This is a genomic window from Streptomyces sp. NPDC060031 (assembly GCF_042736805.1).
In the GTDB taxonomy this organism is placed as follows: domain Bacteria; phylum Actinomycetota; class Actinomycetes; order Streptomycetales; family Streptomycetaceae; genus Streptomyces.
This window is the reverse complement of the sequence record NZ_JBHWVM010000078.1, coordinates 12,404-37,627: the sequence shown is the minus strand read 5'-3', so window position 1 is coordinate 37,627 and position 25,224 is coordinate 12,404. Positions and strand designations below refer to the sequence as shown.

Here is a 25,224-nt window from a genome sequence, read left to right as displayed (position 1 = left end):
CGCCGTACCCGCCCCGCGGCCGAGCCGACCCCGGACGCCCCGGGCCCGCAGGGCGAGGCCCCGCCGCGCCCGCCCCGGCGTACCCGCTCGGTGGCCGACGGCTCGGCGAGCCAGGCCGCCCCGGCGGAGCCGCCCGTGGACGCCCCCGGCCCGGAGGGCGAGGCCGACGCGGCCAAGCCCGAGCCGCAGGCTCCCCGCCGCCCGGCCCCCCGTAGCGCGGACGCGCCCTGGCACGACCCGAAGCCCGCCTTCGAGGACCCGGCCCCCCAGGCACCCGCACCCGCGCCCCAGGCACCCGCACCCGCGCCCCAGGCCCCCGCGCCCGCGCCCGCGCCGGAGGCACCCGCCCCCGCGCCCGCGCCGGAGGCACCCGCGCCCGCGCCGGAGCCCCCGGCCGAACCCGAGACCGCCGACCCGAACCCGAACCCGAACACCGACAACGGAGGCGACGCGTGAACGACGTCCTCGACGTCGCCCTGCGGCTGATCGTCGTCTTCGCCGTCTTCCTCGTGCTCCCGCTCGTCATCGGGCAGACCGAGCACAAGGTGATGGCCCACATGCAGGGCCGCCTCGGCCCCATGTACGCCGGCGGCTTCCACGGCTGGGCCCAGCTCGTCGCCGACGGAGTCAAGTTCGCGCAGAAGGAAGACATCGTCCCGGCCAACGCCGACCGGCGGATCTTCCAGCTCGCGCCCGCCGTCGCGCTGCTCCCCTACCTGCTCGTCCTCCTCGTGATCCCGCTCGGCCCGAGCACCGGCGCGGTCGGCCAGGTCATCGACGCGGGCCTCTTCTTCGCGCTCGCGGTCATGGGCGTCGGAGTCCTCGGCTCGCTCATGGCCGGCTGGGCCTCGGCCAACAAGTTCTCCCTGCTCGGAGGCCTGCGCACCGCCGCGCAGCTGCTCGCCTACGAACTGCCCATGCTCCTCGCGGCCGCCTCGGTCGCCATGGCCGCCGGGACGGTCTCCCTCCCCGGCATCGTCGAGGCCTTCGAGTGGTGGTGGCTGCCCTGGCAGATCATCGGCGCCCTCGTCTTCTTCACCGCCGGCCTCGCCGAACTCCAGCGGCCCCCCTTCGACATGCCCGTCGCCGACTCCGAGATCATCTTCGGCGCGTACACCGAGTACACCGGTCTGCGCTTCGCGCTGTTCCTGCTCGCCGAGTACGCCGGCATCGTCGTCCTGTGCGGCCTCACCACCGTCCTCTTCCTCGGCGGCTGGCACGGTCCCTTCGGCGGTGACGACCTCGGCTGGGTCTGGACCCTGCTGAAGGTCGCCGTCCTCGCCTTCGTCGTGATCTGGCTCCGCGTGAGCTACCCGCGACTGCGCGAGGACCAGCTGCAGAAGCTCGCCTGGACCGTACTCATCCCGCTCGCGCTCGCCCAGATCGCGCTCACCGGCATCGTGAAGGTGGCGATCAACTGATGCCCATCCCCGGATCCGGCCTGGCCAAGGGCCTCGCCGTCACCCTGCGCACGATGACGAAGCGTTCGCACACCGCCCAGTACCCCGAGGTGCAGCCCGAACTCCCGCCGCGCTCGCGCGGGGTCATCGGCCTGTTCGAGGAGAACTGCACGGTCTGCATGCTGTGCGCCCGCGAGTGCCCCGACTGGTGCATCTACATCGACTCCCACAAGGAGACGCTGCCGGCCTCCACCCCCGGTGGCCGCGAGCGCAGCCGCAACGTCCTCGACCGCTTCGCCATCGACTTCTCCCTCTGCATGTACTGCGGCATCTGCATCGAGGTGTGCCCCTTCGACGCCCTCTTCTGGTCGCCGGAGTTCGAGTACGCGGAGACCGACATCCACGAGCTCACCCACGAGCGCGACAAGCTCCGCGAGTGGATGTGGACCGTCCCGGCCCCGCCCGCTCTGGACCCCGCCGCCGAGGAGCCCAAGGAACTCGCCGCCGCCCGCAAGGCGGTGGAGAAGGCCGAGGCCGCCGCGGCCGCCGCGGCAGCCGCCGCCGAGGCCGATCGGGTCGCGGGCACGCCGGACTCACCCGGTCCGTCCGCCGACGGCACCCCCGACACCCCGGCGGGAGGCACCGCCTGATGTACGCCGCCCACCTCGCCGCGGCCACCGCGGCCACCGGCGCCGGCTCCGGCCCCGTCCCCGGCTTCCTCTCCCCGACGGGCGTCGAGATCGCCTTCGTCCTCGTCGGACTCGCCACCCTCGGCGCGGCAGCCGTCACCGTCACCACCAAGCAGCTGGTGCACGCCGCCCTGTGGCTGGTCGTCGCGCTCGGCGGCATCGCCGTCGAGTACCTGCTGCTGACCGCCGAGTTCATCGCCTGGGTCCAGGTACTGATCTACCTCGGTTCCGTGGTCGTCCTCCTCCTCTTCGGTCTGATGCTCACCAAGGCCCCCATCGGCCGCTCCCCGGACGCCGACTCCAACAACCGCTGGGTCGCGCTCGGTGTCGCCGCCGTCGCGGCCGCCGCGCTCGTCTGGGTGGTCGTGGACGCCTTCCGCACCACCTGGATCGACCTCGACGGCCCCGCCCAAGGCTCCACCCAGGTGTCCGGCGAGATCCTCTTCCGGCACTGGGTCCTGCCCTTCGAGGCGCTCTCCGTCCTCCTCCTCGCAGCCCTGATCGGCGCCATCGTGCTGTCCCGCAAGAACGACCCCGCGGACCAGGCCGCCGCCACCGCGACCACCGCCGCCGCCACCGCCACCGCCGGCGACAAGAAGGGGCAGCGCTGATGCACCTCGCCTACCCCGCCGTGCTGGCGGCGCTCCTCTTCTGCACGGGCCTGTACGGAGTGCTCGCCCGCCGCAACGCCATCCTGGTCCTGATGTCCGTCGAGCTGATGCTCAACGCCGTCAACCTCAACCTGGTGGCCTTCGACGTCTGGCTGCGCGACGCCCTGCACGCCGGCCAGGCCCTCACCCTCTTCACCATCGCCATCGCCGCCGCCGAGATCGGCATCGGCCTCGCGATCGTGCTGATGGTGTACCGCAACCGAGGCACCGCGGACGTCGACCACCTGCGCGACACCGCCGAGGGCCACGAGCCGGACAGCGCGACTGGAGCCGCCGCGTGAGCACCCCGACCCTCGCCGTCCTCGTCCCCCTCCTCCCCTTCCTGGGCGCGGTGGCGGGACTCCTCTTCGGCCGCAGCGCGCCCGGCTTCGTCCGGCCGCTCGCCGTGCTGCCGACGCTGGCCGCCGCCGTACTGGCGGTGCTCGTCGCCTTCCGCCAGGGCGGCGGCAAGGCGATCGAGACCGCGACCGAGCTGACCCCGACCGGCTCGGTGCCGATCGAGCTCTCGCTGTACCTGGACGGCTTCGCCGTGCTGGTGGCCGTCCTGGTCGGGGTCGTCGCCACCTGCGTACAGCTCTACTCGACCGCGTACCTGCGCGAGGACCCGCGCTATCCGTCGTACGCCGCTCTCGTCTCACTGTTCACCTCCGCCATGCTGCTCGTCGTCTACTCCGGCGACCTGATGGTGCTGCTGGTCGGGTGGGAAGTCATGGGCATCTGCTCGTACTTCCTGGTCGGGCACTACTGGGAGACCGAGGCGGCCCGCTCCGCCTCCCTGAAGGCCTTCCTCGTCACCAAGCTCGGTGACGTCCCCTTCCTGATCGGCCTGTTCGCGCTCGCCGCCGACGCCGACTCCTTCCAGATCACGAAGATCCTGGGCACCGTCGCCGCGGGCGGCCTCGACCACCCGACGCTGATCGCACTGCTGCTGCTCGCCGGAGTCGCGGGCAAGTCCGCGCAGTTCCCGCTGCACACCTGGCTCCCGGACGCCATGGCGGGCCCCACTCCGGTCTCCGCGCTGATCCACGCCGCGACGATGGTCGCCGCCGGTGTCTACTTCGTCGCCCGCCTCCTGCCGGTCTTCGCGGCCTCGCGGGCCGCACTGGTGGTCATGGCCGTCATGGCGGCCGTCACGATGGTCGGCTCCGCGCTCGCCGCCCTCGCCCAGGACGACATCAAGCGCGTGCTCGCCTACTCCACGATCGGCCAGCTCGGCTACATGATCGGCGCCCTGGCCGTCGGCGACCGCTCGGCCGCCGTCTTCCACCTCCTGTCCCACGGCGCCTTCAAGGCGCTGCTGTTCCTCGGCGCGGGCGTGATCATCCACGCCGCCGGCACCAACTCCCTCGCCGCCATGTCCCGCATGGACGGCCTGGCGAGGCGCATCCCCGACGCCTTCTGGACGATGACGATCGCGCTGCTCGCGCTCGCCGCCATCCCGCCCTTCGCCGGCTTCTTCTCCAAGGAAGCCGTCCTCGTCGCCGCCGAGCACACCGCCACCGGCCACTCGGAGTTCGCCCCGAGCTCGGCAGGGTGGGTGGTGCTCGTCGCCGGCGTGCTGACCGCCCTGCTCACCGCCGCCTACGCCACCCGGCTGTGGCTGATGGCCTTCCGCGGCCGGGGCGCCGCCGCCCCCGACCACGGCAAGGAGCCCGTCGCCATGACCGGCGTGCTGTGGCTGCTGGCGATCCCGTCGGTCGGCTTCGGTCTCACCGCCGGTCCCCTCGCCGACTGGTTCGACGGCAAGGAGCTCACCCCGACGGTCACCACCTCGGTCCTCGGCACGGGAGCCGCCGTCATCGGCGGCCTGCTCACCTACGCCCTCTGGCAGCGTGCCGTGGCCAAGGACGGTGCCGCGGCCGGGGTTCCCGTGTCGGTCGCCGCCGCGGAGTCTGCCGCCGAGACCCCCGAGGTCGCCGAGGTCACCCACGACCACCCCGCAGTCCCCGCCGGCACCGCCCCCGACCCCGGCACGGCGCTGCTCGGCCCACTGCACCGCCACGCGGCCGACGGCTTCCACCTCGACGCCGTCTACGACCGGCTGTTCGTCCGCCCCGTCCGGGGCGCCGCAAGCCTCGTACGCTTCCTCGACCGTGAGGTGGTGGAGACGTACGTCCGCGGCGCGGGCATCGGCCCCCGGCTGCTCGGCAGCCTCGTACGCCGCGCCCAGACCGGCAACGTGCAGAGCTACCTGAGCGCCCTGCTCGCCGGCGCCGTGGTCCTGGCGATCGCCACCGCCGTCCTCGCCAACGTCAACGCCGGATCGTGAGCCGTGAGTCAGCCGTGATTGATATCAGCCCGTCCGTGATGCAGTTCCTTCTGGCGTTCATCGTGGCCGGACCGCTCGTCGGCGCCGCCGCGGCCCTCCTGCCCGCCCCGCCCGGACTCAAGGGCAAGAGCCCCGAACAGGCCGTGCTGCGCCACGGCGTGACCGTGACCGGAGTCATCCTCGCCGCGGCCATCGCCCTCACCCTGGGCTTCGACCACGACGCCCCGTCCCGCTTCCAGGCGACGACGGACATCAGCTGGATCCAGGCGCTGAACGTCCGGATCCACCTCGGCGTCGACGGCATCTCGCTCCCCCTCCTCCTGATGACCGCGCTGCTGTTCTTCCTCTGCGCGCTCTACAGCTACTTCAAGCTCCCCGCGGGCCCCTCCCCGAAGGCCTTCGTCGCGCTGCTCCTGGTCCTCGAGTCCGGCACCCTCGCGACCTTCGCCGTACTCGACCTGCTGCTGTTCTTCCTGGCCTTCGAGATGGTCCTCATCCCGATGTACTTCCTCATCGCCCGCTGGGGCGGTGCTCAGCGGCAGGCAGCCGCCTGGCGGTTCATCCTCTACACGCTCCTCGGGTCCGTCGTCATGCTGCTCGGTCTGCTGCTGATCGGGCTGAACAGCGGCACCTTCGACATGGTGACACTCGCCTCTGACAACGGGCGCGAACTGTCCCACAGCACCCAGATCCTGGCCGTTCTGGCCATCGGGATCGGCCTCGCGGTGAAGACCCCGATGTGGCCGCTGCACAGCTGGCTGCCGGACGCCCACACCGCCGCGCCCACCGTCGGCTCCGTCCTGCTGGCCGGCGTCCTGCTCAAGATGGGCACGTACGGGTTCGTCCGCATCCTGCTCCCCGCCACCCCCGACGGCATGGCCACCTTCGCCCCCTACCTGGGCGCCTTCGCCGCCGTCGGCATCGTCTACGGGTCCCTCGCCTGCCTCGCGCTGGCGCGCAAGGGCGGCAAGGGCGACCTCAAGCGGCTCATCGCGTACTCCTCCGTCGGCCACATGGGCTTCGTGCTCCTCGGCATCGCGACCATGACCCCCACCGGCGTCAACGGCGCGCTCTTCGCCAACATCGCCCACGGCCTCATCACCGGCCTCCTCTTCTTCCTGGTCGGCGCCCTCAAGGACCGCTACGGCACCGCCGACCTCGACACCCTCGCCGGGGCCACCGGCGCAGCCCTCTACGGCCGCGCCCCGCGCTTCGGCGCGCTCCTGGCCTTCGCCGCCGTCGCCTCCCTCGGCCTGCCCGGCCTGGCCGGGTTCTGGGGCGAGATGCTGGCCCTGTTCGGCGCGTTCGACCCCGCCGAGGGCCTGTCGCGCCCGGCCTTCCTCACGTACATGGCCGTCGGCGCGTTCGGCACCCTGCTCACCGCCGCATATCTTCTGATCGTCGTACGGCGCGTGTGCATGGGGGACCCCAAGGCCGCGAGCGCCGCCCCGGCCGCCCTCGCGGACATCCAGCGCTACGAGTTCGCCGCCTGGACCCCGCTCGCCGCCCTCACCGTCCTCGCCGGCCTGTGGCCCGCGGTCCTCCTCGGCCTCACCGACCCGGCCGTCCAGAAGCTCCTCGCAGGAGGCAACTCATGACTGCCGTGACGGCCGTGACGGCCCTGGCGGTCCTCTCCGCCGAGACCCCGGGCCCCGGCCCGGCCCCGAGCCTGGTCCAGTCCGTGGACTGGCTCGCCGTGGCGCCCGTGGTCATCACCGCCGCCGTCGGCCTGGTCGTCCTGGTCGCCGACCTCTTCGTACCGCAGAAGCACAAGCCGCTCCTCGGCTGGCTCTCCGTCGCCGGCCTGGCCGCCGCGACCGCCACCCTGCTGCCGCTGCGCGCCGGCGACCGCGCCACCTTCTGCCTCACCGGGCCCGGCACCGCCGACCCGGCCGCGTGCAGCTACACCGCCGACCACTTCGCGCTCGTCGTCCAGTTCCTGGTGCTGGCCGGCGCCCTGATCACCGCCCTGCTGTCGGTCACCGCCGTCCGCGACGCGCGCATGCCGGCCGGCGAGTACTGGTTCCTGCTGCTCTCCTCCGCCGCGGGCGCGGCCCTGCTGCCCGCCTCCCGCGACCTCGCCACCCTGATCGTCGCCCTCGAAGTCGCCTCGCTGCCGGCCTTCGCCCTCGTCGGCATGCGCCGCGGCGACCGGCTCTCCTCCGAGGCCGCCCTCAAGTTCTTCCTCTCCTCGGTCACCGCCACCGCGGTCTCCCTGCTCGGCGTCAGCTTCGTCTACGCCACCACCGGCTCCCTGCACCTCAGCCAGGTCGCCGACCGGCTGGAGAGCGTCCCCGGGCAGCTCGACACCCTCGCCATGGCAGGCGTCGCGCTCACCCTCGTCGGCTTCGCCTTCAAGACCGCGGCCGTCCCCTTCCACTTCTGGGTCCCGGACACCTACGTGGGCGCCCCGCTGCCCATCGCCGGCTACCTCTCGGTGATCGGCAAGGCCGTCGGCTTCACCGGCCTCGTCCTCGTCACCGTGATCGCGTTCCCGGCGTACTCCGACATCTGGGGCCCGGCCCTGGCCGTCCTCGCCGCGCTCACCATGACGCTCGGCAACGCCGCCGCCCTGCGCCAGTCCCCGGACCGCCCGAACAGCGCCGTGCGGCTGCTCGCCTGGTCCTCCGTCGGCCAGGCCGGCTACCTGCTGGTCCCGATCGCCGCGGCCGCGTACTCCGACCGCGACCAGATCGGCTCCACCGTCGCGTACGCCCTCATGTACGCCGTCGTGAACTTCGGCGCCTTCGCCGTGGCCGCCCTGGTGGCCCGTACGAAGCCGCTGCACCGGATCAGCGACTACCGCGGCCTGTACGCCGAGCGCCCCTTCGCCGCGCTCGCGCTGGCCTTCTTCCTGCTCTGCCTGGCCGGTCTGCCGCCGGGCATCATCGGGCTCTTCGCGAAGATCACCGTCTTCCGGGCGGCCGTCGACGCGGGCCTGGGCTGGCTGGCCGTGGTCATGGCCGTGAACGTCGTCATGGCCCTCTACTACTACCTGCGCTGGACGGCGCTCCTCTTCCGCGCTCCGGAGGAAGCGACGCCGTCCGAGACCCCCGCCGCCCGTACCTCGGCCCCGTGGCCGGTGACGACCGCCATCGTGCTCACCGCCGCGGTCGCGGTGGTGCTCTCGGGCGCCCCGCAGCTCGTCCTGCGCTTCGCGGCGGGCAGCCTGTTCCCGCAGTAACCCGTACGGAGCAACGCCCGCCGCTGCCCCGCCGCCCCCGCCCCGGGGGCGGCGGGGCAGTCGTGCCCCGGGAACCCGGCGCCCCCACCTGGCGTTGACCAGTGAGGGAGGGTCCACTGGACCGAAGACCCTCAGTTCCATGACGGGGCTCCCCGGCCGCACCATTTGGAGGGCGTACCGTGCACCGCCGGCACAACGGGCTGAAGACCGCCGTACTCCTCGGCGGGCTGTCGGCACTCATCATCGTCATCGGAAGCCTCTTCGGGCGGGGCGGCCTGATCGTCGCCGTGCTCGTCGCCCTCGGGACGAATGCGTACGCGTACTGGAACAGCGACAAGCTGGCTCTACGCGCGATGCGCGCCCGCCCCGTCAGCGAGTTCGAGGCCCCCGAGCTGTACCGCATGGTGCGCGAGCTCTCCACCTCCGCGCGCCAGCCCATGCCCCGGCTCTACATCTCCCCGACCGAGGCGCCCAACGCGTTCGCCACCGGCCGCAATCCGCGCAACGCCGCGGTGTGCTGCACCGAGGGCATCCTGCGCATCCTCGACGAGCGCGAGCTGCGCGGGGTCATCGGCCACGAGTTGAGCCACGTCTACAACCGCGACATCCTGATCTCATCGGTCGCCGGGGCCCTTGCCTCCGTGATCATGTTTCTGGTGAACTTCGCCTGGCTGATCCCGATCGGCCGGTCGAACGACGACGAGCGCCCCGGTTTCCTCGGCATGCTGCTGATCATGATCCTGGGGCCGCTGGCCGCGTCCGTGATCCAGCTCGCGATCAGCCGCTCGCGCGAGTACGAGGCGGACGCCTCCGGGGCCCAGCTCACCGGGGACCCGCTGGCCCTCGCCAGCGCCCTGCGCAAGCTTGACGCGGGCACCAAGCAGCTACCGCTGCCGCCCGAGCCCCGACTGGAGACAGCGAGCCACATGATGATCGCCAACCCGTTCAGGCCGGGTGAGGGACTCTCGAAGATGTTCTCCACCCACCCTCCGATGGCCGAGCGCATCGCCCGGCTCGAACAAATGGCAGGCCGCAGGCAGTGAAGACAATCCTGAACATCATCTGGCTCGTCCTGAGCGGCATCTGGCTGTTCCTCGGCTACTGCCTGGCGGGCGTGCTGCTCTGCATCACCATCATCGGCATCCCCTTCGGCATCGCCGCCTTCCGCATCGCGGTGTACGCCCTGTGGCCCTTCGGCTACACCACGGTCGAGCGGCGCGACGCGGGCGCGCCGTCCTGCGTCGGCAACGTGCTGTGGCTGGTCCTCGCGGGCTGGTGGCTGGCCCTGGGCCACATCATCACCGGCCTCGCCCTGTGCGTGACGATCATCGGCATCCCGTTCGGCATCGCCAACTTCAAGATGGTCCCGCTGTCGCTGCTCCCGCTGGGCCGCGAGATCGTCCCGACGAACGCGCCGTTCGCTTCGCGCTGAGCGCCCGTACGGGGCCGACGGCCGTAGGCCCCCGAACACCGCCCTTTCGAGGCCGGTCCGCCCTGCCGGCGGGCCGGCCTTCGGCGTAGCGCCTGCGGCTGCCTTTCCGTCCGGGCGGCTGCTCCTACTTCTCCCGGCCGAGCCTGTCCGCGGCCTCGGCGGCCGCGGCCACGGCGCCCGCGCCGGCCTTCTCGGAGTCGCCGTCGGCGGGGGAGTACCGGACCGAGACCACCACGTTGCTCCGGCGGAAGACGACCTCGGCGGCCCCGTTGCTCCCGGCGATGTAGCGGTAGCGGATGAAGGCCTCGTCCCCGAAGTCCGTCAGATCCGTCGTCATCGGACCCGCCTTCCCCTCGGGCTCCGCCTTCGTGCGCAGGAAGCTGGTGTGCGCCTCGTCCAGCCACAGGCGCGTCACCTGCACCTGCACGGTCGGCGGGCCGCCGCCGGCGACCTTCGCGGGAGCCCACGTGCAGTACGCCATGGCCCGCTTCTCCTCCGGCTCCGGTTCCACCGGGACCAGCCGCCTGACCGTCTGCGTCGAGACGAGCGCGCACGGGTCGGGATCCGAGGCGAAGTCGCCCTGCTTCGACTGCTTCCAGAGCTGCCAGGCGACGACGGCGACGAGCACGAGGGCCAGCACGCCTATGGCGGTGCGGGCGCGGCGGGGCAGTGAGTGCATCGCCGCAGCGTAGTGCCGGACGGGTGGAAGGCCCAGGTCAGGGCGATTGTCAGTGGGGGCTGTCACTGTGTGTGCATGAATGAGGACGAGTAGTTGCCGGAGCGAGCCGCAGCCCGTGCGCGCCACCGCGCGCCGGACCACGAAGCGCCCGTGCCGGCGCCGCTGACGCCCTGGGCCGGCTTCAGACCCCGGGCGTGAAGCGCCTGCGCACGGCGTAGGCGAGCGCGCCCGCGGCCAGTACCGCCGCGCCCGGGGCCACCGAGGCGGCGGGCAGCGCGCAGGCCAGCACCGCACAGCCGGACAGCCCGACCGCTGCCACGGCCCGGTCCTTGACACCTGAATCGAGAGTCCACGCGGAGGCGTTCGCGATCGCGTAGTAGACCAGCACCCCGAAGGAAGAGAAGCCGATCGCGCCCCGCAGATCGGTGGTGGCCGCGAGCACCGCCACCACCGCGCCCACCGCCGGCTCCGCATGGTGCGGCACCCGGCGCCGCGGGTGTACCGCCGCCAGCGTGCGGGGGAGATGGCCGTCGCGGGCCATCGCCAGGACCGTCCGCGACACCCCGAGCACCAGGGCGAGCAGCGAGCCCAGCGCCGCCAGGGCCGCCCCGACCCGGACCACGGGGGCCATGGCGGGCCGACCGGCCGCCCGTACCGCGTCGGCCAGCGGGGCCGACGACTGCGCCAGGCCGTCGGCGCCGAGCACCGAGAGCGCCGCCACCGCGACCGCGGCGTACACGAACAGGGCGATCCCGAGGGCGAGGGGCACCGCCCGCGGGATCGTGCGCTGCGGATCGCGCACCTCCTCGCCCAGGGTGGTGATCCGGGCGTAGCCCGCGAAGGCGAAGAACAGCAGCCCGGCCGCCTGCAGCAGCCCGCTGCCGCCGATCCCGTCCGCGCCGCCCAGGCGGCCGGCGTCCGCCGCGCCGGAGGACAGGCACGCCACCACGACCCCGGCCAGTACGGCCAGTACCGCCACCACGATCACCCGGGCGATCCGGGCGGTCCTCTGCACACCGCCGTAACTCGCGGCGGTCAGCGCCACCACCGCCGCGACGGCCACGGCACGCTGCTGCCCGGGCCATGCGTACGCCCCGACGGTGAGCGCCATGGCCGCGCAGGACGCGGTCTTGCCGATGACGAAGCCCCAGCCGGCCAAGTGGCCCCAGAAGGGGCCCAACCGCTCACGCCCGTACACGTAGGTGCCGCCGGAGGACGGATACCGGGCGGCGAGCCGCGCCGAGGAGAGCGCGTTGCAGCAGGCCACCCCGGCCGCCACGGCGAGGGCCGCGAGGAGCGCGCCGCCCGCGCTGCCCGCCGCGTGGGCCGCCGGGGCGAGCGCGGCGAAGATCCCGGCCCCGACCATCGCGCCGAGTCCGACGACGACCGCGTCGGACACGCCCAGCGTGCGCTTCAGCTCGTTGTCCACGGGCGGAGGGTAGTCGGCCCAGATGACGCCCTTGGGGCCGGAGAGCGGCGTGCGCCGGTCCTGCCAGAGCCGGGCAGCGCGGTCAGGCACGCGTGGTCGAGGCGGCGCAGACCGCTCAGGTCGAGCCGTACGCCGCGCCCGTCGTCCGGTACGGCGTTCAGCAGGATCCAGCGAGGAACCCCGGGCCTCCACCCCGGGAGGAGCCGCTTCTCTGGACTGCCGCAGAAACGACCGCGGCCCGGCGGTCCGTGAAGGACCGCCGGGCCGGCGTGGGTCCGGTCGGAGACCGGGTAACGGTGTGATCAGCGGTAGTTCACGTACTGGATCGCGAAGTCCAGGTCCTTGCCCTTGAGGAGCGCCTGGATGGCCTGGAGGTCGTCGCGGCTCTTCGAGCTGACGCGCAGCTCCTCGCCCTGGACCTGGGCCTTGACACCCTTGGGACCCTCGTCCCGGATGATCTTCGCGACCTTCTTGGCGTTCTCCTGGGAGATGCCCTCCTCGATCGAGGCGAAGATCTTGTACTCCTTGCCGGACAGCTGCGGCTCGCCGGCGTCGAGCGCCTTGAGGGAGATGCCGCGCTTGATCAGCTTGGTCTCGAAGACGTCGAGGATGGCCTTGACGCGCTCCTCGGAGTTCGCCTCCATCACGATCTTCTCGCCCGACCAGGCGATCGTGGCGCCGGTGCCCTTGAAGTCGTAGCGCTGCGAGAGTTCCTTGGCGGCCTGGTTGAGGGCGTTGTCGACCTCCTGCCGCTCGACCTTCGAGACGATGTCGAAACTGGAGTCGGCCATGTGCTGTGGCTCCTTGAAGTCGGCTGTGACGGCCCCGAAGGGCGCGGCCGGACATCCCCGGCCCGCTCGGCAAAGCCTAGCCACCGTGTCCGCCGGCGGCGCTGATCAATCCGGTGGCGAAGCATCCCCGGTCATCAGGTATCGTTTACGTCGTTGCCAGGGAGCGCCGCCGCAAGGCGGAAAAAATGGCAGCGACCCTTGGCGGTGTGCCCGAGTGGCCAAAGGGAGCAGACTGTAAATCTGCCGGCTCAGCCTACCCAGGTTCGAACCCTGGCGCCGCCACGCGATGTGAGACCCCCGTTACTGCGGAAACGCAGTGACGGGGGTCTTCTCGCATGCGTCCGCGAGCCCGGCAGTGCCCGGGCGCACCGCAGGTCCAGTCGAGCGAACCTGTCGGGACCCGCAGCGGCCCGCCGCTCGCGCCCCGGCGTGCGGGACAAGGGCAGACACCGATTCGGCCGCCGCCCGTCCGGCGTCGGAGCCGATCATCAGCCGCATCGTCTGGGCCCGCCGTTCGTTGCACGGGGGTGAAATGGACATCTGACACACGTGGAAGGGTCGGCGGCGGAGTGCTCATCGCCCTGCTCGGGGCCGGGATCCCGGCTCTCGTGGGGGCGGCGCTCCACACGGAAGTGGGCCAGCCGTACGAGGAGACCCGACTGTACTTCGGCACCGACCGCCCCGGCGGCCGGCCCCCGGTCGCGGAGGGGGAGTTCATGGGCTTCCTGGAGCGGGAGATCACCCCCGCCTTCCCCGAGGGACTCACCGTCCACGACGGGTACGGCCAGTGGCGGGGCCAGGACGGCAAGGCCGTGCACGAGACCTCGTACGAGGTGGTGCTGCTGTACCCCGAGAAGGACGCCGACGAGCGCAGCGTGCGCATCGAGCGGATCCGGCGGGCGTACGAGGACCGCTTCCAGCAGGACTCGGTCGGGCGGTCCGACGACAAGGTGACCGCGGAGTTCTGAGGAGTCCTCAGGGGACGCGGGCCGGCTGCCGGCTTCCGTCAGTTGCCCGCCATGTCCTTGACCGCCACTGACACCGGGGTCGCGCCGGAGATCAGCTCCAGGGTCAGGCCCGCCGTCGCCGGGGTCTCGATCAGCTCCGCCAGCACCGCCGCCACGTCGTCGCGCGGGATCGACCCGCGGCCCGTCCTCGCCTCCAGCCGGACCAGGCCCGTACCCGCGTCGTCGATCAGCGAGCCGGGGCGCAGTACGGTCCACTCCAGGCCCAGCCGGGTGCGGACGTGGTCGTCGGCCTCGCCCTTGGCCCGCAGGTAGATGTCGAAGACGTCGTCGCCCTCGTGCCGCGAGTCCGCGCCCATCGAGGACACCATCAGGAAGCGCCGGACGCGGGCCCGTTCGGCGGCGTCCGCGAAGAGCACCGCCGCACCCCGGTCGACGGTGTCCTTGCGCCCGACGCCGCTGCCGGGACCCGCGCCGGCCGCGAACACCGCCGCGTCCGCGCCCTGCAGGATCCCGGCCACGTGCTCGACCGAAGCCGATTCCAGGTCGCACAGCACCGGTTCGGCGCCCGCCTGCCTGAGGTCGTCGCCCTGTGCGGGGTCACGGATGATGCCCGCGACCTCGTACCCGCGCGCGGCGAGCAGGCGCTCCAGCCGCAGCGCGATCTGACCGTGTCCACCCGCGATGACGATGCGCATGTCCCGACCGTACGACGACCCGGGCACGTGCGCCCGCGAACGGACGGCGAACGCTCAGGGACCGGGTTCCATACGGCCCTGCCGGGGCAGGTCCAGCGCCACGGCGACGGCGGAATCGCAGTACTCCCGTACGGCACTCGTCCGGGCTACCACCCGCCCGCGGTGGATCACGATCCGGCTGTACGCGAGGGACAGCACCCCCGCGATCCGGTCCCCGCGCACCGCGAGCAGCTCCGCCGGGAAGCCCGCCTCCACCCGCACCTCCGGCAGGCCCATCGCCTCGCGGGCGGCGGCGCTGATCGCGTCGTAGGCCTCCATGGGCCGCAGGCCCCCCTGGGAGGCCAGCAGGTACGCGGCTTCGAGCGGGTCCCCGCGGCCGACCGGGTTCCCGGCGTCCCGCAGGGCTCCGCTTCCGGCGGCGACCCGCACCCCGGCCGCGCGCAGGAGCCGTACGGGGGCGGTGCGCAGGCCGCGGCGTTCCAGGGCCGCGCAGTCGCCCTGGGGCAGGCAGATGACCCGTACGCCGGCCGCGGCCAACTGGTCGGCGGCGCGCGCCGCCACGTCGAGCGGGAGCCGGGACAGGCCGCCGCAGGGGCCGAGGGACACCCCGGGGCGCAGTCCGCCGGCCATCGCCGCGAGCCGGGACAGGCGGGCGGGGTCGTCACCGTCCGTGTGCAGGTCGACGGGGCAGCCGTGCTCGGCGGCGAGTTCCAGTACGGCTTCGAGGAAGCCGGTCGGGTCGGGGTCGAGGTCGGGGCAGCCGCCGATGACGGAGGCGCCCATCTTGACGGCGTCCCGCAGCATGGCGAGCCCGTCCGCGCCGGCCACCCCGGTCAGCAGCCGCGGGAAGGCGACGGCGGTGAGGTCGGTGAGCCCGCGCAGGGAGCGGCGGGCCTGGAGGACGGCCTCCATGGGGCCGAGGCCGTGCACGTCGCCGATCCGGACGTGTGAGCGTACGGCGGTGGCGCCGTGGCCGAGCTGGAGCAGGGCGGCCTCGGTGGCCCGGCGCTGCACCTCGTCGGGGGTGTGGGAGACGGGACCCTCCCCGTCGGCCGTCAGGGCGGTGTCGCCGTGGGCGTGCGGCTCGACCGGGGCGGGCAGCAGCAGGTAGCCGCTCAGGTCCACGCGGGAGATCGCGGGCGCGGGCAGGCTCCCGGCCGTGCCGACGGCCTGGATCCGGCCGCCGCTGAGGCGGACGTCGACGGTGCGGCCGTCGGTGAGGCGGGCCCCGGCGAGCAGGAGGGTCGTGGACTCGGCGGCTGCCGCGTTCCCGTGGCCGGCCGGGCGCAGGTGCCCGTGGCCGCCGCCGTCGCCGCGGCCGCTGCGCGGGGAGTGGGACGGCTGCTGCTGCGGCTGGCTGTCGGACATCGCGCTCCTGCGGTGGCTCGGGCGGTTCCTGGGCCGTGGCCGCCCGGCCCGCGGCCCAAGATCACGCAGCGTGCTCAGAGCCTAGGGCGCGGGGGTGCCCGCTTCACGGAAGAGCGCAATAGTCGTACCGGTGTGGTGCCCACGCGCCCCGGCGTGCGGGCGCGCGCCGGGGCGGCGGACCGCAGAGGCCGACGGGCGGGTGAGGGACGGGTGAGGGACGGGTGACGGATTGGCGGTGGGGGCGTTGGGCGGTCGGTGCGCGGGGTGGCCGACTGTGACCCCGCACACAATCCGGGCCGAAAAGGGGGCCAGAGGGGCCGGAGTGGTGATCGGGAATGGCTTCGCGGAGTCCTCCGAGGCCAGGCCCCGCAAAGGATTTGGGCGATCGGCGGGCAACCGTGTAATGTCTTCCTCGCTCGCCCCAATAGCTCAGTCGGTAGAGCGTCTCCATGGTAAGGAGAAGGTCTGCGGTTCGATTCCGCATTGGGGCTCTGGTGAGAGAGGTTCCCCACCCTCGGGTGGGGAGTCGATCACATCAAAGCGGCGTAGCTCAGTCGGTAGAGCAAGCGGCTCATAATCGCTGTGTCACCGGTTCAAGTCCGGTCGCCGCTACACACAGTAGCCGATTGCGGGGTCGGTCTCCCGGTCGGCTACTCTTGTTTGCGTTCATCCGTCCCAATTTCCGTCAAGGAGCACTCACGTGGCTGCCACCGACGTCCGCCCGAAGATCACGCTGGCCTGCGTGGAGTGCAAGGAGCGGAACTACATCACCAAGAAGAACCGGCGTAACGACCCGGACCGTCTTGAGATGAAGAAGCACTGCCCGCGTTGCAACTCGCACACCGCGCACCGCGAGACCCGCTGACCCCAGCGAAGTCCCGCAATATAGGCACCGGCATGAGGTCGTCCCCTTCTATAGGGGGCGGCCTTGCGTCGTTTCCGGGCCCGTCTCGTCTCGTCTCGGATCTTCGAATCTTCGACTGCTGTCTTCGATCTCTGCATGTTCCTTCAACAGGAGGTAGTGAGCCATGGCGCTCGACCAGTCCTTCGTGGGGCGGAGCTACCCGCCCACCGATCCGTACGAGGTCGGCCGGGAGAAGATCCGCGAATTCGCGGTTGCGGTGGGTGACGCCAATCCCGTCTACACCGACCCCGATGCGGCCAAGGCGTTCGGCCACCTGGACGTGATCGCTCCGCCGACCTTTGTGTTTGCCATCACGTTCGCGGCGGCCGGGCAGGTCGTCGCGGACCCGCAACTGGGTCTGGACTACAGCCGCGTCGTGCACGGCGACCAGAAGTTCGCGTACTCCCGCCCCGTGCGGGCCGGTGACCGGCTCACCGTGACCTCGACCATCGAGGCCGTGAAGTCCCTCGCGGGCAACGACATCATCGACATCCGCGGCGAGGTCCACGACGAGACCGGCGAGCACGTGGTGACGGCGTGGACGAAGCTCGTCTCCCGCGCCCCCGAGGAGGCCTGAGATGACTGCGCAGATCCAGTACGACGACGTCGAGGTCGGCACCGAGCTGCCGGCGGCGTCCTTCCCCGTGACGCGGGCGACGCTGGTCCGGTACGCGGGTGCCTCCGGCGACTTCAACCCGATCCACTGGAACGAGAAGTTCGCCCAGGAGGTCGGGCTGCCGGACGTCATCGCGCACGGCATGTTCACCATGGCCGAGGCGGTACGGGTGGTCACGGACTGGGTGGGCGACCCGGGTGCGGTCGTCGAGTACGGGGTCCGCTTCACCAAGCCGGTCGTGGTCCCGAACGACGACCAGGGCGCGCTGATCGAGGTCACCGCGAAGGTCGCCGCGAAGCTGGAGGACAACCGGGTACGGGTCGACCTGACGGCGATGAGCGCGGGCCAGAAGGTCCTGGGCATGTCCCGCGCGGTGGTCACCCTGGCCTGACCTCGGGCGCCCCGGGGGCGCCTGGCTTCGGGCGAACCCCCGGTGCGCCGTGTGCTGCTCGGCGACCTTCCCGCCGCCCCGCAGGGCTCCCGCTGCCCTGTGCCGCTCGGTGGCCTCCCGCCGTCGTGCCCGCTGCCCGGGGTTTGGGTTACCGCGCCCGGGCGGCAGCCCGACGCCGTGTGCCCCCGCTGCGGGTCCGGGCTTCCGGCCGCTCCGGCCCGTTGGTGGCTTCCCCGACGCCCGGTCCGCTGTCCTGGCCTCCGGCCGCGCGTCAGTCCTGCCGTCTCGCCCGGCCGCCTGCGCTGCTTGGCCCGCCCGCCCGCCCGCCCGCCGCTCCGGTCCCCGGCCCCGCCCTGCCTTCCGACCTCGCCGTCCGGAGCCTCCCGTCGCGGTGCCGGGGGGCAGTCCGCCGCCACGCGCTCGGGCCGCGCCGGCGATCCCGCTCCGCCGCGGCCCGGGCCGTTCGGCGGACTTCCGTCATCGTGCCCGGGCGGTACCGCCGCCGCGCGTCCCCGCCTCGGGCGCGGGGTTCCGGTCGCTCCGGCCCGGTGGCCCCGACGCCGGGCGCGCGGCCCTGGCCCACCGGCCGAGCCTGGCCGCCTGGCCGCCTGCGCTGCTTGGGCCGCCCGGGACCTTCCGCCCCGCGCCGCCGCGCCCGCGGGGCTTGCGTAGTTAGTGATTGAGTACTAACTTAGGGGCATGGCAAGGATGAGTGCAGAGGAGCGGCGCGAGAGCGTCATTCGCGCGGCGATGAGCGAGTTCGCCCGGGGCGGCTACTACGGGACCTCCACCGAGGCGATCGCCAAGCGCGTCGGCGTCTCGCAGCCGTACCTCTTCCGGCTCTTCCCCAACAAGCAGGCGATGTTCCTCGCCGCCGCCGCCCGCTGCATGGAGGAGGTCCGGCTCGTCTTCGAGGAGGCCGCCAAGGGGCACCACGGAGAGGATGCGATCAAGGTCATGGGGGAGGCCTACATGCAGTTGATCGCCGACCACCCCGAAAAGCTCCAGATGCAGCTCCAGACGTTCGTGACCGTCTCCGCCGCCGAAGCCGCCGGGGAGCCGGGCTTCGGGGAGATGGTCCGGGCCGCGTGGATGGAGCTCTGGGACACCGTTCACGTGCCGCTCGGGGCGGACGTCAACGAGACCACCACCTTCATGGCGTACGGGATGCTCATCAACACCCTGGCCGCCATGGGCTTCCCGCCCGGGCACCGGGTGTGGGAGGGGTGCTACGCCTCCGCGCGCCCCGTCGCTCCCACCCGGGGCGATTAGCCCTCGGCGCCTCGGAAGCACCGAAGCGTCGAAGCACCGAACCCCCGTACCGCCGCGTCACCGCGTAACTCTGCCCACGAAAGTTAGTCAGCAATAACTAACATCCCCAGGGGGGACCTCGTGAACACGCAAGACAAGCTCGGCCGGCCCGCGATATGGGCCCTCATCCTCACCGCCGCCGCGAGCTTCATGGCCGCCCTCGACAACCTCGTCGTGACGACCGCCCTCCCCGCCATCCGCGAGGACCTCGGCGGCAAGCTGGAGGACCTGGAGTGGACGGTGAACGCGTACACGCTCACCTTCGCCGTCCTCCTCCTCTTCGGCTCCGCCCTCGGCGACCGCTTCGGGCGCCGCCGGCTCTTCATCGCCGGGCTCGCCGTCTTCACCGGCGCCTCCGCCGCCGCCGCGCTCTCGCCCGGCATCAACGAGCTCATCGTCGCCCGCGCCGTCCAGGGCGTCGGGGCCGCGGTCATGATGCCGCTCTCCCTCACCCTGCTGACCGCCGCCGTCCCGGCCGCCCGCCGCGGCATGGCCCTCGGCATCTACGGCGCCGTCGGCGGCCTCGCCGTCGCCATCGGCCCCCTCGTCGGCGGCAGCCTGACCGAGCACGTCTCCTGGCAGTGGATCTTCTGGCTCAACGTCCCGATCGGCCTCGCCCTGCTCCCGCTCGCCCGCCTGCGCCTCGCCGAATCCGCCGCCCCCGGCTCGCGGCTCGACGTACCGGGCACGCTCCTCATCAGCGGCGGCCTCTTCGGAATCGTCTACGCCCTGGTCAACGCCAACGCGGACGGCTGGACCAGCGCCCCCGTCCTCACCGGACTGATCGTCGGATCCGTGCTCGTCGGCGGCTTCATCCACCACGGGTTCAACAGCGCGAACCCCATGCTCCCCATGCGCCTCTTCCGTGACCGCGGCTTCTTCGGCATCAACATGGCCAGCCTGCTGATGTACGTGGGGATGTTCGGCTCGATCTTCCTGCTGAGCCAGTTCTTCCAGGGCGTCTCCGGCTACTCCCCGACCGAGGCCGGCCTGCGCATGCTGCCCTGGACCGGCATGCCGATGCTCGTCGCCCCGATCGCCGGCATCCTCTCCGACCGGATCGGCAGCCGACCCGTCGTCGCGTGGGGGCTGACGCTGCAGGCCGTGGGCCTCGGCTGGTTCGCGGTGATCCTGAGCACGGACGTCTCCTACGCCGCCCAGCTCCCGGCCCTGATCCTCAGCGGCATCGGCATGGCCCTGTACTTCGCCCCCGCCTCCAACGCGCTGATGTCCACCGTCGCCCCCGCCGACCAGGGCAAGGCCTCCGGGACCAACAGCGCCCTGCGCGAAGTGGGCGGAGCCCTCGGAGTCGCGGTCCTCGCCTCGGTCTTCTCCGCCCAGGGCGGCTACGAGTCCGGCCAGGCCTTCACCGACGGGACCGTCCCCGCGCTGTGGATCGGCGCCGGAGCCGTGGCGCTGGCCGCGGCCCTCGCCCTCCTGCTGCCCCGCAAGGCGAAGCAGCCCGCCGAAGGGACGGCCGCCTCGTCCACCACGCCCGCCTCGTCCACCACGCCCGCCTCGTCCGTCACGCCCGCCACCACCGGCGCGGCCCCGGAGCAGGTCCCGGCCGCGAGCTGACACCGCCGCGGACCGAACCCAGGCGCGAAGCCCGGCACGAGCCCCGCACCAAGCTCCGCACGAAGCCCCGCACCATGCCCCGTACGACTCGACCCACTCACCGCGAAGGAGTGCCCGCCATGCCCGACATCCCCTGGTCCACGCCCACCCGGGCCGCCCCCGACGCCGAGGTCTACGTCATGGCCTCCCGCTTCGAGACCGCCACCCTCACCGGCGCCGTCAGGTTCTTCCTCAAGTCGCCCGGCATCATCGGCCAGATCCGCAAGGCCCCCGGAGCCCACGGCGTCGCCCTGCGGGCCCGCGTCCTCAGCCGGACCTTCCTCACCCTCTCCGCCTGGGAGGACCGTGAGGCGCTCTACCGCTTCGCCCGCAGCGAGCCGCACCGCTCCAGCTCGCGCGCGGCCGCCGGTTTCATGAAGGAATCCGCCTTCGCCTTCTGGACCGTCCCGGCCGCGCAGCTCCCCATCGGCTGGGCCGAGGCGGAGCGGCGCCTCGCCGAACAGAAGTCGGCCGCCTGAGCCCGGCGGCACGGGGGAAGCGCCCGTACGGTCCGTGGCCCCGCAGGGATGCGAGGGCACGGACCGTACTCTTGTCCACGTGCAGGAACTCCACGACGCCCCCCTCGCCCCATTGACCACCTTCCGCCTCGGCGGCCCCGCCACCCGTCTGGTCACCGCGACCACCGACGCCGAGGTGGTCGCCACCGTCCGCGCCGCGGACGAGAGCGGCACGCCGCTCCTGGTCATCGGCGGCGGCAGCAACCTGGTCATCGGCGACCGCGGCTTCGACGGCACCGCCCTGCGCATCGCGACCACCGGCTTCCACCTGGACGGCACGCGCCTGGAGCTCGCCGCGGGCGAGAACTGGAGCGACGCCGTCGCCCGCGCCGTCGACGCCGGCCTGGCGGGCATCGAGTGCCTCGCCGGAATCCCCGGCTCCGCCGGTGCGACCCCGATCCAGAACGTCGGGGCGTACGGCCAGGAGGTCTGCGACACCATCACCGAGGTCGTCGCCTACGACCGCACCCGCCGCGAGACGGTCACGCTGACCGCCGCCGAGTGCGCCTTCTCGTACCGCGACAGCCTCTTCAAGCACCAGCCCGAGCGGTACGTCGTCCTGCGCGTGCGCTTCGCCCTGGAGGACGCCGGCGGGCTGTCCGCGCCGATCAAGTACCCCGAGACCGCCCGCGCCCTCGGCGTCGAGGCCGGCGACCGGGTACCCGCCGCCACCGCCCGCGAGACCGTACTGCGGCTGCGCGCCGGCAAGGGCATGGTCCTCGACCCCGCCGACCACGACACCTGGTCCGCCGGATCCTTCTTCCACAACCCGATCCTGAGCGACGAGGCGTACGCCGCCTTCCTCGCCCGCGCCCAGGACCGCCTCGGCCCCGAGGCCGCCCCGCCCGCGTACCCCGCCGGCGAGGGCCGTACGAAGACCAGCGCGGCCTGGCTGATCGACAAGGCCGGCTTCACCAAGGGCTACGGCACCGGCCCCGCGCGCATCTCCACCAAGCACACCCTCGCCCTGACCAACCGCGGCGAGGCCACCACCGAGGACCTCCTCGCCCTGGCCCGCGAGGTGGTCGCGGGCGTCCACGCGGCCTTCGGCGTCACCCTGGTCAACGAACCGGTGACGGTCGGCGTCAGCATCTGAGGAGCCCCGGCCGCCCATGCTCTGTCCCCTGCACGGGGCCGGTACGGACCCCACCCGCCTGGTGGGACGCACGATCAGCCGAGTCGTCGCGTCCTGGCACTTCAGCGACGGCGAGCGCTCCGAGTCGCCGCTCGACGTCTGGCTGATCGACAGCGCGGGCGAATCCACCCGGATCACCACCGGGTCCGACTGGTGCCTCATGGTCGAGTCCGCCGGCCCCCACGCGTCCTACGACGTGGGGGAGTGGGGCCGCATCGAGGTCGGCGAGGACCTCGGCGACCACCCCTTCCTGCGCCACCTCGGCGAAACCGTCACCTCGGTGGCCGAGTACGCGCTGCCCGAGCAGGGGCGCACGCACCTGGAGATCGGCTTCCCGGACGGCCGCCGGGTACGGGCCGACTGCCATGAGGGGGACCTGAGGCTCACGCGCTGAGCCAGTGGTCGATCCCCCCGAGCAGCTTCTCCTGCACGTCGGCCGGCGCGGCCGAACCGCGCACCGACTGGCGGGCCAGCTCGGCGAGTTCGGCGTCCGTGAAGCCGTGGTGGCGGCGGGCGATCTCGTACTGCGCCGCGAGCCGGGACCCGAACAGCAGCGGGTCGTCGGCGCCGAGCGCCATCGGCACCCCGGCGTCGAAGAGGGTGCGCAGCGGGACGTCCTCGGGCCGCTCGTAGACCCCGAGGGCCACGTTCGAGGCGGGGCAGACCTCGCAGGTGATCTGCCGGTCGGCGAGGCGCTTGAGCAGCCGAGGGTCCTCGGCGGCCCGTACGCCGTGCCCGATGCGGGAGGCGTGAAGGTCGTCGAGGCAGTCGCGGACGGAGGCCGGGCCGGTGAGCTCGCCGCCGTGCGGGGCGGCGATCAGGCCGCCCTCGCGGGCGATGGCGAAGGCGCGGTCGAAGTCGCGGGCCATGCCGCGGCGCTCGTCGTTGGAGAGCCCGAAGCCGACGATGCCGCGGTCGGCGTAGCGGACGGCGAGGCGGGCGAGGGTGCGGGCGTCGAGGGGGTGCTTCATGCGGTTCGCGGCGATCAGGACCCGCATCCCGAGGCCGGTCTCGCGGGACGCGCTGTCCACGGCGTCGAGGATGATCTCGACGGCGGGGATCATCCCGCCGAGCAGGGGCGCGTACGAGGTGGGATCGACCTGGATCTCCAGCCAGCCGCTGCCGTCCCGTACGTCTTCCTCCGCGGCCTCGCGGACGAGGCGGCGGATGTCGTCGGGCTCGCGCAGGCACGAGCGGGCGGCGTCGTAGAGCCGCTGGAAGCGGAACCAGCCGCGCTCGTCGGTGGCGCGCAGCTTGGGCGGCTCTCCGGCGGTCAGCGCGTCGGGCAGGCGCACGCCGTACTTGTCGGCGAGCTCGAGGAGGGTCGAGGGGCGCATGGACCCGGTGAAGTGCAGGTGCAGGTGTGCTTTTGGCAGAAGCGTGAGATCGCGTGAGTGCTCCATCTGGTGATCCTGCCGTACTTGTCACCCGATCGGCAGCCCGATTCCCTGAACGGGGCCTTGCCCGAACGGAAATTCTGGGCGGGAGCGCGGATGAAACGCCTGAGCGGCGGCTCCCCGTCGGGGAACCGCCGCTCAGGACCGTGCTGCGGGCCGCTTCAGGCCTAGGCCTTCGCCTCCGCCAGGAGCTTCTGGATGCGGGAGACGCCCTCGACCAGGTCCTCGTCGCCCAGGGCGTACGAGAGGCGCAGGTAGCCGGGGGTGCCGAAGGCCTCGCCGGGGACGACCGCGACCTCGGCCTCGTCGAGGATCAGCGCGGCGAGCTCGACGGAGCTCTGCGGGCGCTTGCCGCGGATCTCCTTGCCGAGCAGCTCCTTGACCGACGGGTACGCGTAGAACGCGCCTTCCGGGGTCGGGCAGAAGACGCCCTCGATCTCGTTGAGCATCCGCACGATCGTCTGACGGCGACGGTCGAAGGCGGTGCGCATCTCGTGCACGGCGTCCAGGCTGCCCGAGACGGCGGCGAGCGCCGCGACCTGGGAGACGTTGGCGACGTTGGAGGTGGCGTGCGACTGCAGGTTGGTCGCGGCCTTGATGACGTCCGTCGGGCCGATGATCCAGCCCACGCGCCAGCCGGTCATCGCGTACGTCTTGGCGACGCCGTTGACGATGATGCACTTGTCGCGGAGCTCGGGGACGATCGCCGGCAGCGAGACGAACTTCGCGTCGCCGTAGACCAGGTGCTCGTAGATCTCGTCCGTCAGGACCCACAGGCCGTTGTCCGCGGCCCAGCGGCCGATCGCCTCGGCGTCGGCCTCGGTGTAGACGGCGCCCGTCGGGTTGGACGGCGAGACGAAGAGGACGACCTTGGTGCGCTCGGTGCGCGCCGCCTCCAGCTGCTCGACGGAGACCCGGTAGCCGGTGGTCTCGTCGGCGACGACCTCGACCGGGACACCGCCGGCGAGGCGGATCGACTCCGGGTACGTGGTCCAGTACGGGGCCGGGACGATGACCTCGTCACCCGGGTCCAGGATGGCCGCGAACGCCTCGTAGATCGCCTGCTTGCCGCCGTTGGTCACCAGGACCTGAGAAGCGTCAACCTCGTACCCGGAGTCGCGCAGCGTCTTGGCGGCGATCGCGGCCTTCAGCTCGGGCAGCCCGCCGGCCGGCGTGTAGCGGTGGTACTTCGGGTTGCGGCAGGCCTCGATCGCGGCCTCGACGATGTAGTCGGGGGTCGGGAAGTCGGGCTCGCCCGCACCGAAGCCGATCACCGGACGGCCGGCGGCCTTGAGGGCCTTGGCCTTGGCGTCGACGGCGAGGGTGGCGGACTCGGAGATGGCGCCGATACGGGCGGAGACGCGGCGCTCGGTGGAAGGCGTTTCAGAGGTCATGCGGCCAATCGTCCCAGACGCCGAACAAGCGCCGCACGCCGTTTCAGTTACCGGACTGGAGGGCGGCTGGAGCATGTCAGGACGGCGCTGTTCGACGTCAGGGCCCGGACCACGTACACTCAACCGTCGTTGGCCCTCACCAACCGCTCAGTGCGCGAGCACTCCGTGCACTCGCTCGGATGCGGTAGGTTGGGGCACGCAAAGGGTCGTAGCTCAATTGGTAGAGCACTGGTCTCCAAAACCAGCGGTTGGGGGTTCGAGTCCCTCCGGCCCTGCTCCACACTCCATTTCTCGGATGTGTGCGCAGGTACGTACTTCGATGCAACGCCGTGCGGCGCAACCGGGCGCGGTACGGCCACGACCCGG

The 25,224-nt window shown here is 72.5% G+C and carries 25 protein-coding genes, 4 tRNA genes and 1 pseudogene; 23 read left to right on the top strand and 7 right to left on the bottom strand.

Annotation, left to right across the window (positions count from 1 at the left end):
* From ACFWB8_RS28175 to ACFWB8_RS28130, 10 genes and pseudogenes are all read left to right on the top strand, one after another.
* Nucleotides 1-456 (top strand): annotated as a pseudogene (locus ACFWB8_RS28175) (NADH-quinone oxidoreductase subunit C); the annotation flags it as partial.
* Nucleotides 453-1,421, top strand: coding sequence for an NADH-quinone oxidoreductase subunit H (locus ACFWB8_RS28170; RefSeq protein WP_385232960.1), 969 nt, complete (start codon nt 453-455; stop codon nt 1,419-1,421). The pseudogene ACFWB8_RS28175 and the gene ACFWB8_RS28170, both read left to right, overlap by 4 nt.
* Nucleotides 1,421-2,050, top strand: a complete 630-nt coding sequence (locus ACFWB8_RS28165) for a NuoI/complex I 23 kDa subunit family protein (RefSeq protein ID WP_385232957.1) — start codon at nt 1,421-1,423, stop codon at nt 2,048-2,050. The genes ACFWB8_RS28170 and ACFWB8_RS28165 overlap by 1 nt, the downstream gene beginning before the upstream one ends.
* Nucleotides 2,050-2,700: an NADH-quinone oxidoreductase subunit J gene (locus tag ACFWB8_RS28160; protein ID WP_385232954.1), complete on the top strand. Its 651-nt coding sequence runs from the start codon at nt 2,050-2,052 to the stop codon at nt 2,698-2,700. Before ACFWB8_RS28165 ends, ACFWB8_RS28160 begins: the two co-directional genes overlap by 1 nt.
* Nucleotides 2,700-3,041, top strand: coding sequence for an NADH-quinone oxidoreductase subunit NuoK (gene nuoK, locus ACFWB8_RS28155; RefSeq protein ID WP_385232951.1), 342 nt, complete (start codon nt 2,700-2,702; stop codon nt 3,039-3,041). The genes ACFWB8_RS28160 and nuoK overlap by 1 nt, the downstream gene beginning before the upstream one ends.
* Entirely contained in the window at nt 3,038-5,029 is a 1,992-nt protein-coding gene (locus ACFWB8_RS28150) for an NADH-quinone oxidoreductase subunit L (RefSeq protein WP_385232948.1), read from the top strand. The genes nuoK and ACFWB8_RS28150 overlap by 4 nt, the downstream gene beginning before the upstream one ends.
* 38 nt (nt 5,030-5,067) lie before the next feature.
* Nucleotides 5,068-6,627, top strand: a complete 1,560-nt coding sequence (locus ACFWB8_RS28145) for a NuoM family protein (RefSeq protein WP_385232969.1) — start codon at nt 5,068-5,070, stop codon at nt 6,625-6,627.
* On the top strand, nt 6,624-8,213 hold the full coding sequence (locus tag ACFWB8_RS28140; protein WP_385232945.1) for an NADH-quinone oxidoreductase subunit N: 1,590 nt from the start codon (nt 6,624-6,626) through the stop codon (nt 8,211-8,213). Before ACFWB8_RS28145 ends, ACFWB8_RS28140 begins: the two co-directional genes overlap by 4 nt.
* Nucleotides 8,214-8,392: 179 nt before the next feature.
* Nucleotides 8,393-9,256, top strand: coding sequence for a zinc metalloprotease HtpX (gene htpX / locus ACFWB8_RS28135; RefSeq protein WP_385232942.1), 864 nt, complete (start codon nt 8,393-8,395; stop codon nt 9,254-9,256).
* Nucleotides 9,253-9,645 carry a YccF domain-containing protein gene (locus ACFWB8_RS28130; protein ID WP_385232939.1) on the top strand — a complete coding sequence of 131 codons (393 nt, stop codon included), beginning with the start codon at nt 9,253-9,255 and terminating at the stop codon, nt 9,643-9,645. The genes htpX and ACFWB8_RS28130 overlap by 4 nt, the downstream gene beginning before the upstream one ends.
* A 124-nt stretch (nt 9,646-9,769) precedes the next feature.
* Here ACFWB8_RS28130 and ACFWB8_RS28125 read toward each other — a convergent pair whose 3' ends face one another.
* The 3 genes from ACFWB8_RS28125 to ACFWB8_RS28115 all read right to left on the bottom strand — a co-directional run bounded on the left by ACFWB8_RS28125 (nt 9,770) and on the right by ACFWB8_RS28115 (nt 12,544).
* Nucleotides 9,770-10,324, bottom strand: coding sequence for a hypothetical protein (locus ACFWB8_RS28125; RefSeq protein ID WP_385232936.1), 555 nt, complete (start codon nt 10,322-10,324; stop codon nt 9,770-9,772).
* 181 nt (nt 10,325-10,505) lie between these two features.
* Nucleotides 10,506-11,753 carry an APC family permease gene (locus tag ACFWB8_RS28120; protein ID WP_385232966.1) on the bottom strand — a complete coding sequence of 416 codons (1,248 nt, stop codon included), beginning with the start codon at nt 11,751-11,753 and terminating at the stop codon, nt 10,506-10,508.
* 302 nt (nt 11,754-12,055) lie between these two features.
* Entirely contained in the window at nt 12,056-12,544 is a 489-nt protein-coding gene (locus ACFWB8_RS28115; protein WP_385232933.1) for a YajQ family cyclic di-GMP-binding protein, read from the bottom strand.
* Between the two features lie 200 nt (nt 12,545-12,744).
* Between ACFWB8_RS28115 and ACFWB8_RS28110 the strand changes: the two genes are divergently transcribed.
* Together ACFWB8_RS28110 and ACFWB8_RS28105 are read left to right on the top strand one after the other, a co-directional pair.
* A tRNA-Tyr gene (locus ACFWB8_RS28110) sits at nt 12,745-12,826 on the top strand.
* Nucleotides 12,827-13,113: 287 nt separating this feature from the next.
* Nucleotides 13,114-13,512, top strand: coding sequence for a DUF3574 domain-containing protein (locus ACFWB8_RS28105; RefSeq protein WP_385232930.1), 399 nt, complete (start codon nt 13,114-13,116; stop codon nt 13,510-13,512).
* Nucleotides 13,513-13,550: 38 nt separating this feature from the next.
* Here ACFWB8_RS28105 and ACFWB8_RS28100 read toward each other — a convergent pair whose 3' ends face one another.
* Both ACFWB8_RS28100 and ACFWB8_RS28095 read right to left on the bottom strand, forming a co-directional pair.
* Nucleotides 13,551-14,207: an SDR family oxidoreductase gene (locus ACFWB8_RS28100; RefSeq protein WP_385232927.1), complete on the bottom strand. Its 657-nt coding sequence runs from the start codon at nt 14,205-14,207 to the stop codon at nt 13,551-13,553.
* Nucleotides 14,208-14,261: 54 nt separating this feature from the next.
* Entirely contained in the window at nt 14,262-15,575 is a 1,314-nt protein-coding gene (locus ACFWB8_RS28095) for an amidohydrolase family protein (protein ID WP_385232924.1), read from the bottom strand.
* Between the two features lie 418 nt (nt 15,576-15,993).
* On the opposite strand from ACFWB8_RS28095, the gene ACFWB8_RS28090 reads away from it, so the two are divergent.
* The 10 genes from ACFWB8_RS28090 to ACFWB8_RS28045 all read left to right on the top strand — a co-directional run bounded on the left by ACFWB8_RS28090 (nt 15,994) and on the right by ACFWB8_RS28045 (nt 22,461).
* A tRNA-Thr gene (locus ACFWB8_RS28090) sits at nt 15,994-16,066 on the top strand.
* 48 nt (nt 16,067-16,114) lie between these two features.
* Nucleotides 16,115-16,187, top strand: a tRNA-Met gene (locus ACFWB8_RS28085).
* Between the two features lie 88 nt (nt 16,188-16,275).
* Nucleotides 16,276-16,440, top strand: coding sequence for a 50S ribosomal protein L33 (rpmG, locus tag ACFWB8_RS28080; RefSeq protein ID WP_006604855.1), 165 nt, complete (start codon nt 16,276-16,278; stop codon nt 16,438-16,440).
* A 163-nt stretch (nt 16,441-16,603) separates the two neighbouring features.
* Nucleotides 16,604-17,056, top strand: coding sequence for a MaoC family dehydratase N-terminal domain-containing protein (locus tag ACFWB8_RS28075; protein WP_385232921.1), 453 nt, complete (start codon nt 16,604-16,606; stop codon nt 17,054-17,056).
* Nucleotide 17,057: 1 nt separating this feature from the next.
* Entirely contained in the window at nt 17,058-17,486 is a 429-nt protein-coding gene (locus tag ACFWB8_RS28070) for a MaoC family dehydratase (RefSeq protein WP_385232918.1), read from the top strand.
* Nucleotides 17,487-18,185: 699 nt separating this feature from the next.
* On the top strand, nt 18,186-18,758 hold the full coding sequence (locus ACFWB8_RS28065; protein ID WP_385232915.1) for a TetR/AcrR family transcriptional regulator: 573 nt from the start codon (nt 18,186-18,188) through the stop codon (nt 18,756-18,758).
* A gap of 189 nt (nt 18,759-18,947) precedes the next feature.
* Nucleotides 18,948-20,375: an MFS transporter gene (locus ACFWB8_RS28060; protein ID WP_385232963.1), complete on the top strand. Its 1,428-nt coding sequence runs from the start codon at nt 18,948-18,950 to the stop codon at nt 20,373-20,375.
* A 119-nt stretch (nt 20,376-20,494) separates the two neighbouring features.
* A complete protein-coding gene (locus tag ACFWB8_RS28055; protein WP_385232912.1) occupies nt 20,495-20,893 on the top strand; it encodes a DUF3291 domain-containing protein in 399 nt (132 codons plus the stop codon).
* A gap of 79 nt (nt 20,894-20,972) precedes the next feature.
* A complete protein-coding gene (locus tag ACFWB8_RS28050) occupies nt 20,973-22,028 on the top strand; it encodes a UDP-N-acetylmuramate dehydrogenase (protein ID WP_385232909.1) in 1,056 nt (351 codons plus the stop codon).
* A gap of 16 nt (nt 22,029-22,044) precedes the next feature.
* Entirely contained in the window at nt 22,045-22,461 is a 417-nt protein-coding gene (locus ACFWB8_RS28045; protein WP_385232906.1) for a hypothetical protein, read from the top strand.
* Here the strand turns inward: ACFWB8_RS28045 and ACFWB8_RS28040 are convergent.
* Together ACFWB8_RS28040 and ACFWB8_RS28035 are read right to left on the bottom strand one after the other, a co-directional pair.
* Complete coding sequence (locus ACFWB8_RS28040) at nt 22,451-23,470, bottom strand: adenosine deaminase (RefSeq protein ID WP_385232903.1); 1,020 nt, start codon at nt 23,468-23,470, stop codon at nt 22,451-22,453. The genes ACFWB8_RS28045 and ACFWB8_RS28040 overlap by 11 nt on opposite strands.
* 161 nt (nt 23,471-23,631) lie before the next feature.
* A complete protein-coding gene (locus ACFWB8_RS28035) occupies nt 23,632-24,858 on the bottom strand; it encodes a pyridoxal phosphate-dependent aminotransferase (protein ID WP_385232900.1) in 1,227 nt (408 codons plus the stop codon).
* A 202-nt stretch (nt 24,859-25,060) separates the two neighbouring features.
* On the opposite strand from ACFWB8_RS28035, the gene ACFWB8_RS28030 reads away from it, so the two are divergent.
* Nucleotides 25,061-25,133 (top strand) — tRNA-Trp (locus ACFWB8_RS28030).
* The last annotated feature ends 91 nt before the right edge of the window (nt 25,134-25,224 follow it).

What these genes read in the sequence shown, in the direction of transcription:
- ACFWB8_RS28165 (WP_385232957.1), top strand. Translation starts at nt 1,421, where the DNA reads ATGCCCATCCCCGGATCCGGCCTGGCCAAGGGCCTCGCCGTCACCCTG.
- ACFWB8_RS28160 (WP_385232954.1), top strand. Translation starts at nt 2,050, where the DNA reads ATGTACGCCGCCCACCTCGCCGCGGCCACCGCGGCCACCGGCGCCGGC.
- nuoK (WP_385232951.1), top strand. Translation starts at nt 2,700, where the DNA reads ATGCACCTCGCCTACCCCGCCGTGCTGGCGGCGCTCCTCTTCTGCACG.
- ACFWB8_RS28145 (WP_385232969.1), top strand. Translation starts at nt 5,068, where the DNA reads ATGCAGTTCCTTCTGGCGTTCATCGTGGCCGGACCGCTCGTCGGCGCC.
- ACFWB8_RS28140 (WP_385232945.1), top strand. Translation starts at nt 6,624, where the DNA reads ATGACTGCCGTGACGGCCGTGACGGCCCTGGCGGTCCTCTCCGCCGAG.
- ACFWB8_RS28125 (WP_385232936.1), bottom strand. Translation starts at nt 10,324, where the DNA reads ATGCACTCACTGCCCCGCCGCGCCCGCACCGCCATAGGCGTGCTGGCC.
- ACFWB8_RS28115 (WP_385232933.1), bottom strand. Translation starts at nt 12,544, where the DNA reads ATGGCCGACTCCAGTTTCGACATCGTCTCGAAGGTCGAGCGGCAGGAG.
- ACFWB8_RS28100 (WP_385232927.1), bottom strand. Translation starts at nt 14,207, where the DNA reads ATGCGCATCGTCATCGCGGGTGGACACGGTCAGATCGCGCTGCGGCTG.
- ACFWB8_RS28095 (WP_385232924.1), bottom strand. Translation starts at nt 15,575, where the DNA reads ATGTCCGACAGCCAGCCGCAGCAGCAGCCGTCCCACTCCCCGCGCAGC.
- ACFWB8_RS28075 (WP_385232921.1), top strand. Translation starts at nt 16,604, where the DNA reads ATGGCGCTCGACCAGTCCTTCGTGGGGCGGAGCTACCCGCCCACCGAT.
- ACFWB8_RS28070 (WP_385232918.1), top strand. Translation starts at nt 17,058, where the DNA reads ATGACTGCGCAGATCCAGTACGACGACGTCGAGGTCGGCACCGAGCTG.
- ACFWB8_RS28065 (WP_385232915.1), top strand. Translation starts at nt 18,186, where the DNA reads ATGGCAAGGATGAGTGCAGAGGAGCGGCGCGAGAGCGTCATTCGCGCG.
- ACFWB8_RS28060 (WP_385232963.1), top strand. Translation starts at nt 18,948, where the DNA reads ATGGCCGCCCTCGACAACCTCGTCGTGACGACCGCCCTCCCCGCCATC.
- ACFWB8_RS28055 (WP_385232912.1), top strand. Translation starts at nt 20,495, where the DNA reads ATGCCCGACATCCCCTGGTCCACGCCCACCCGGGCCGCCCCCGACGCC.
- ACFWB8_RS28045 (WP_385232906.1), top strand. Translation starts at nt 22,045, where the DNA reads ATGCTCTGTCCCCTGCACGGGGCCGGTACGGACCCCACCCGCCTGGTG.
- ACFWB8_RS28040 (WP_385232903.1), bottom strand. Translation starts at nt 23,470, where the DNA reads ATGGAGCACTCACGCGATCTCACGCTTCTGCCAAAAGCACACCTGCAC.
- ACFWB8_RS28035 (WP_385232900.1), bottom strand. Translation starts at nt 24,858, where the DNA reads ATGACCTCTGAAACGCCTTCCACCGAGCGCCGCGTCTCCGCCCGTATC.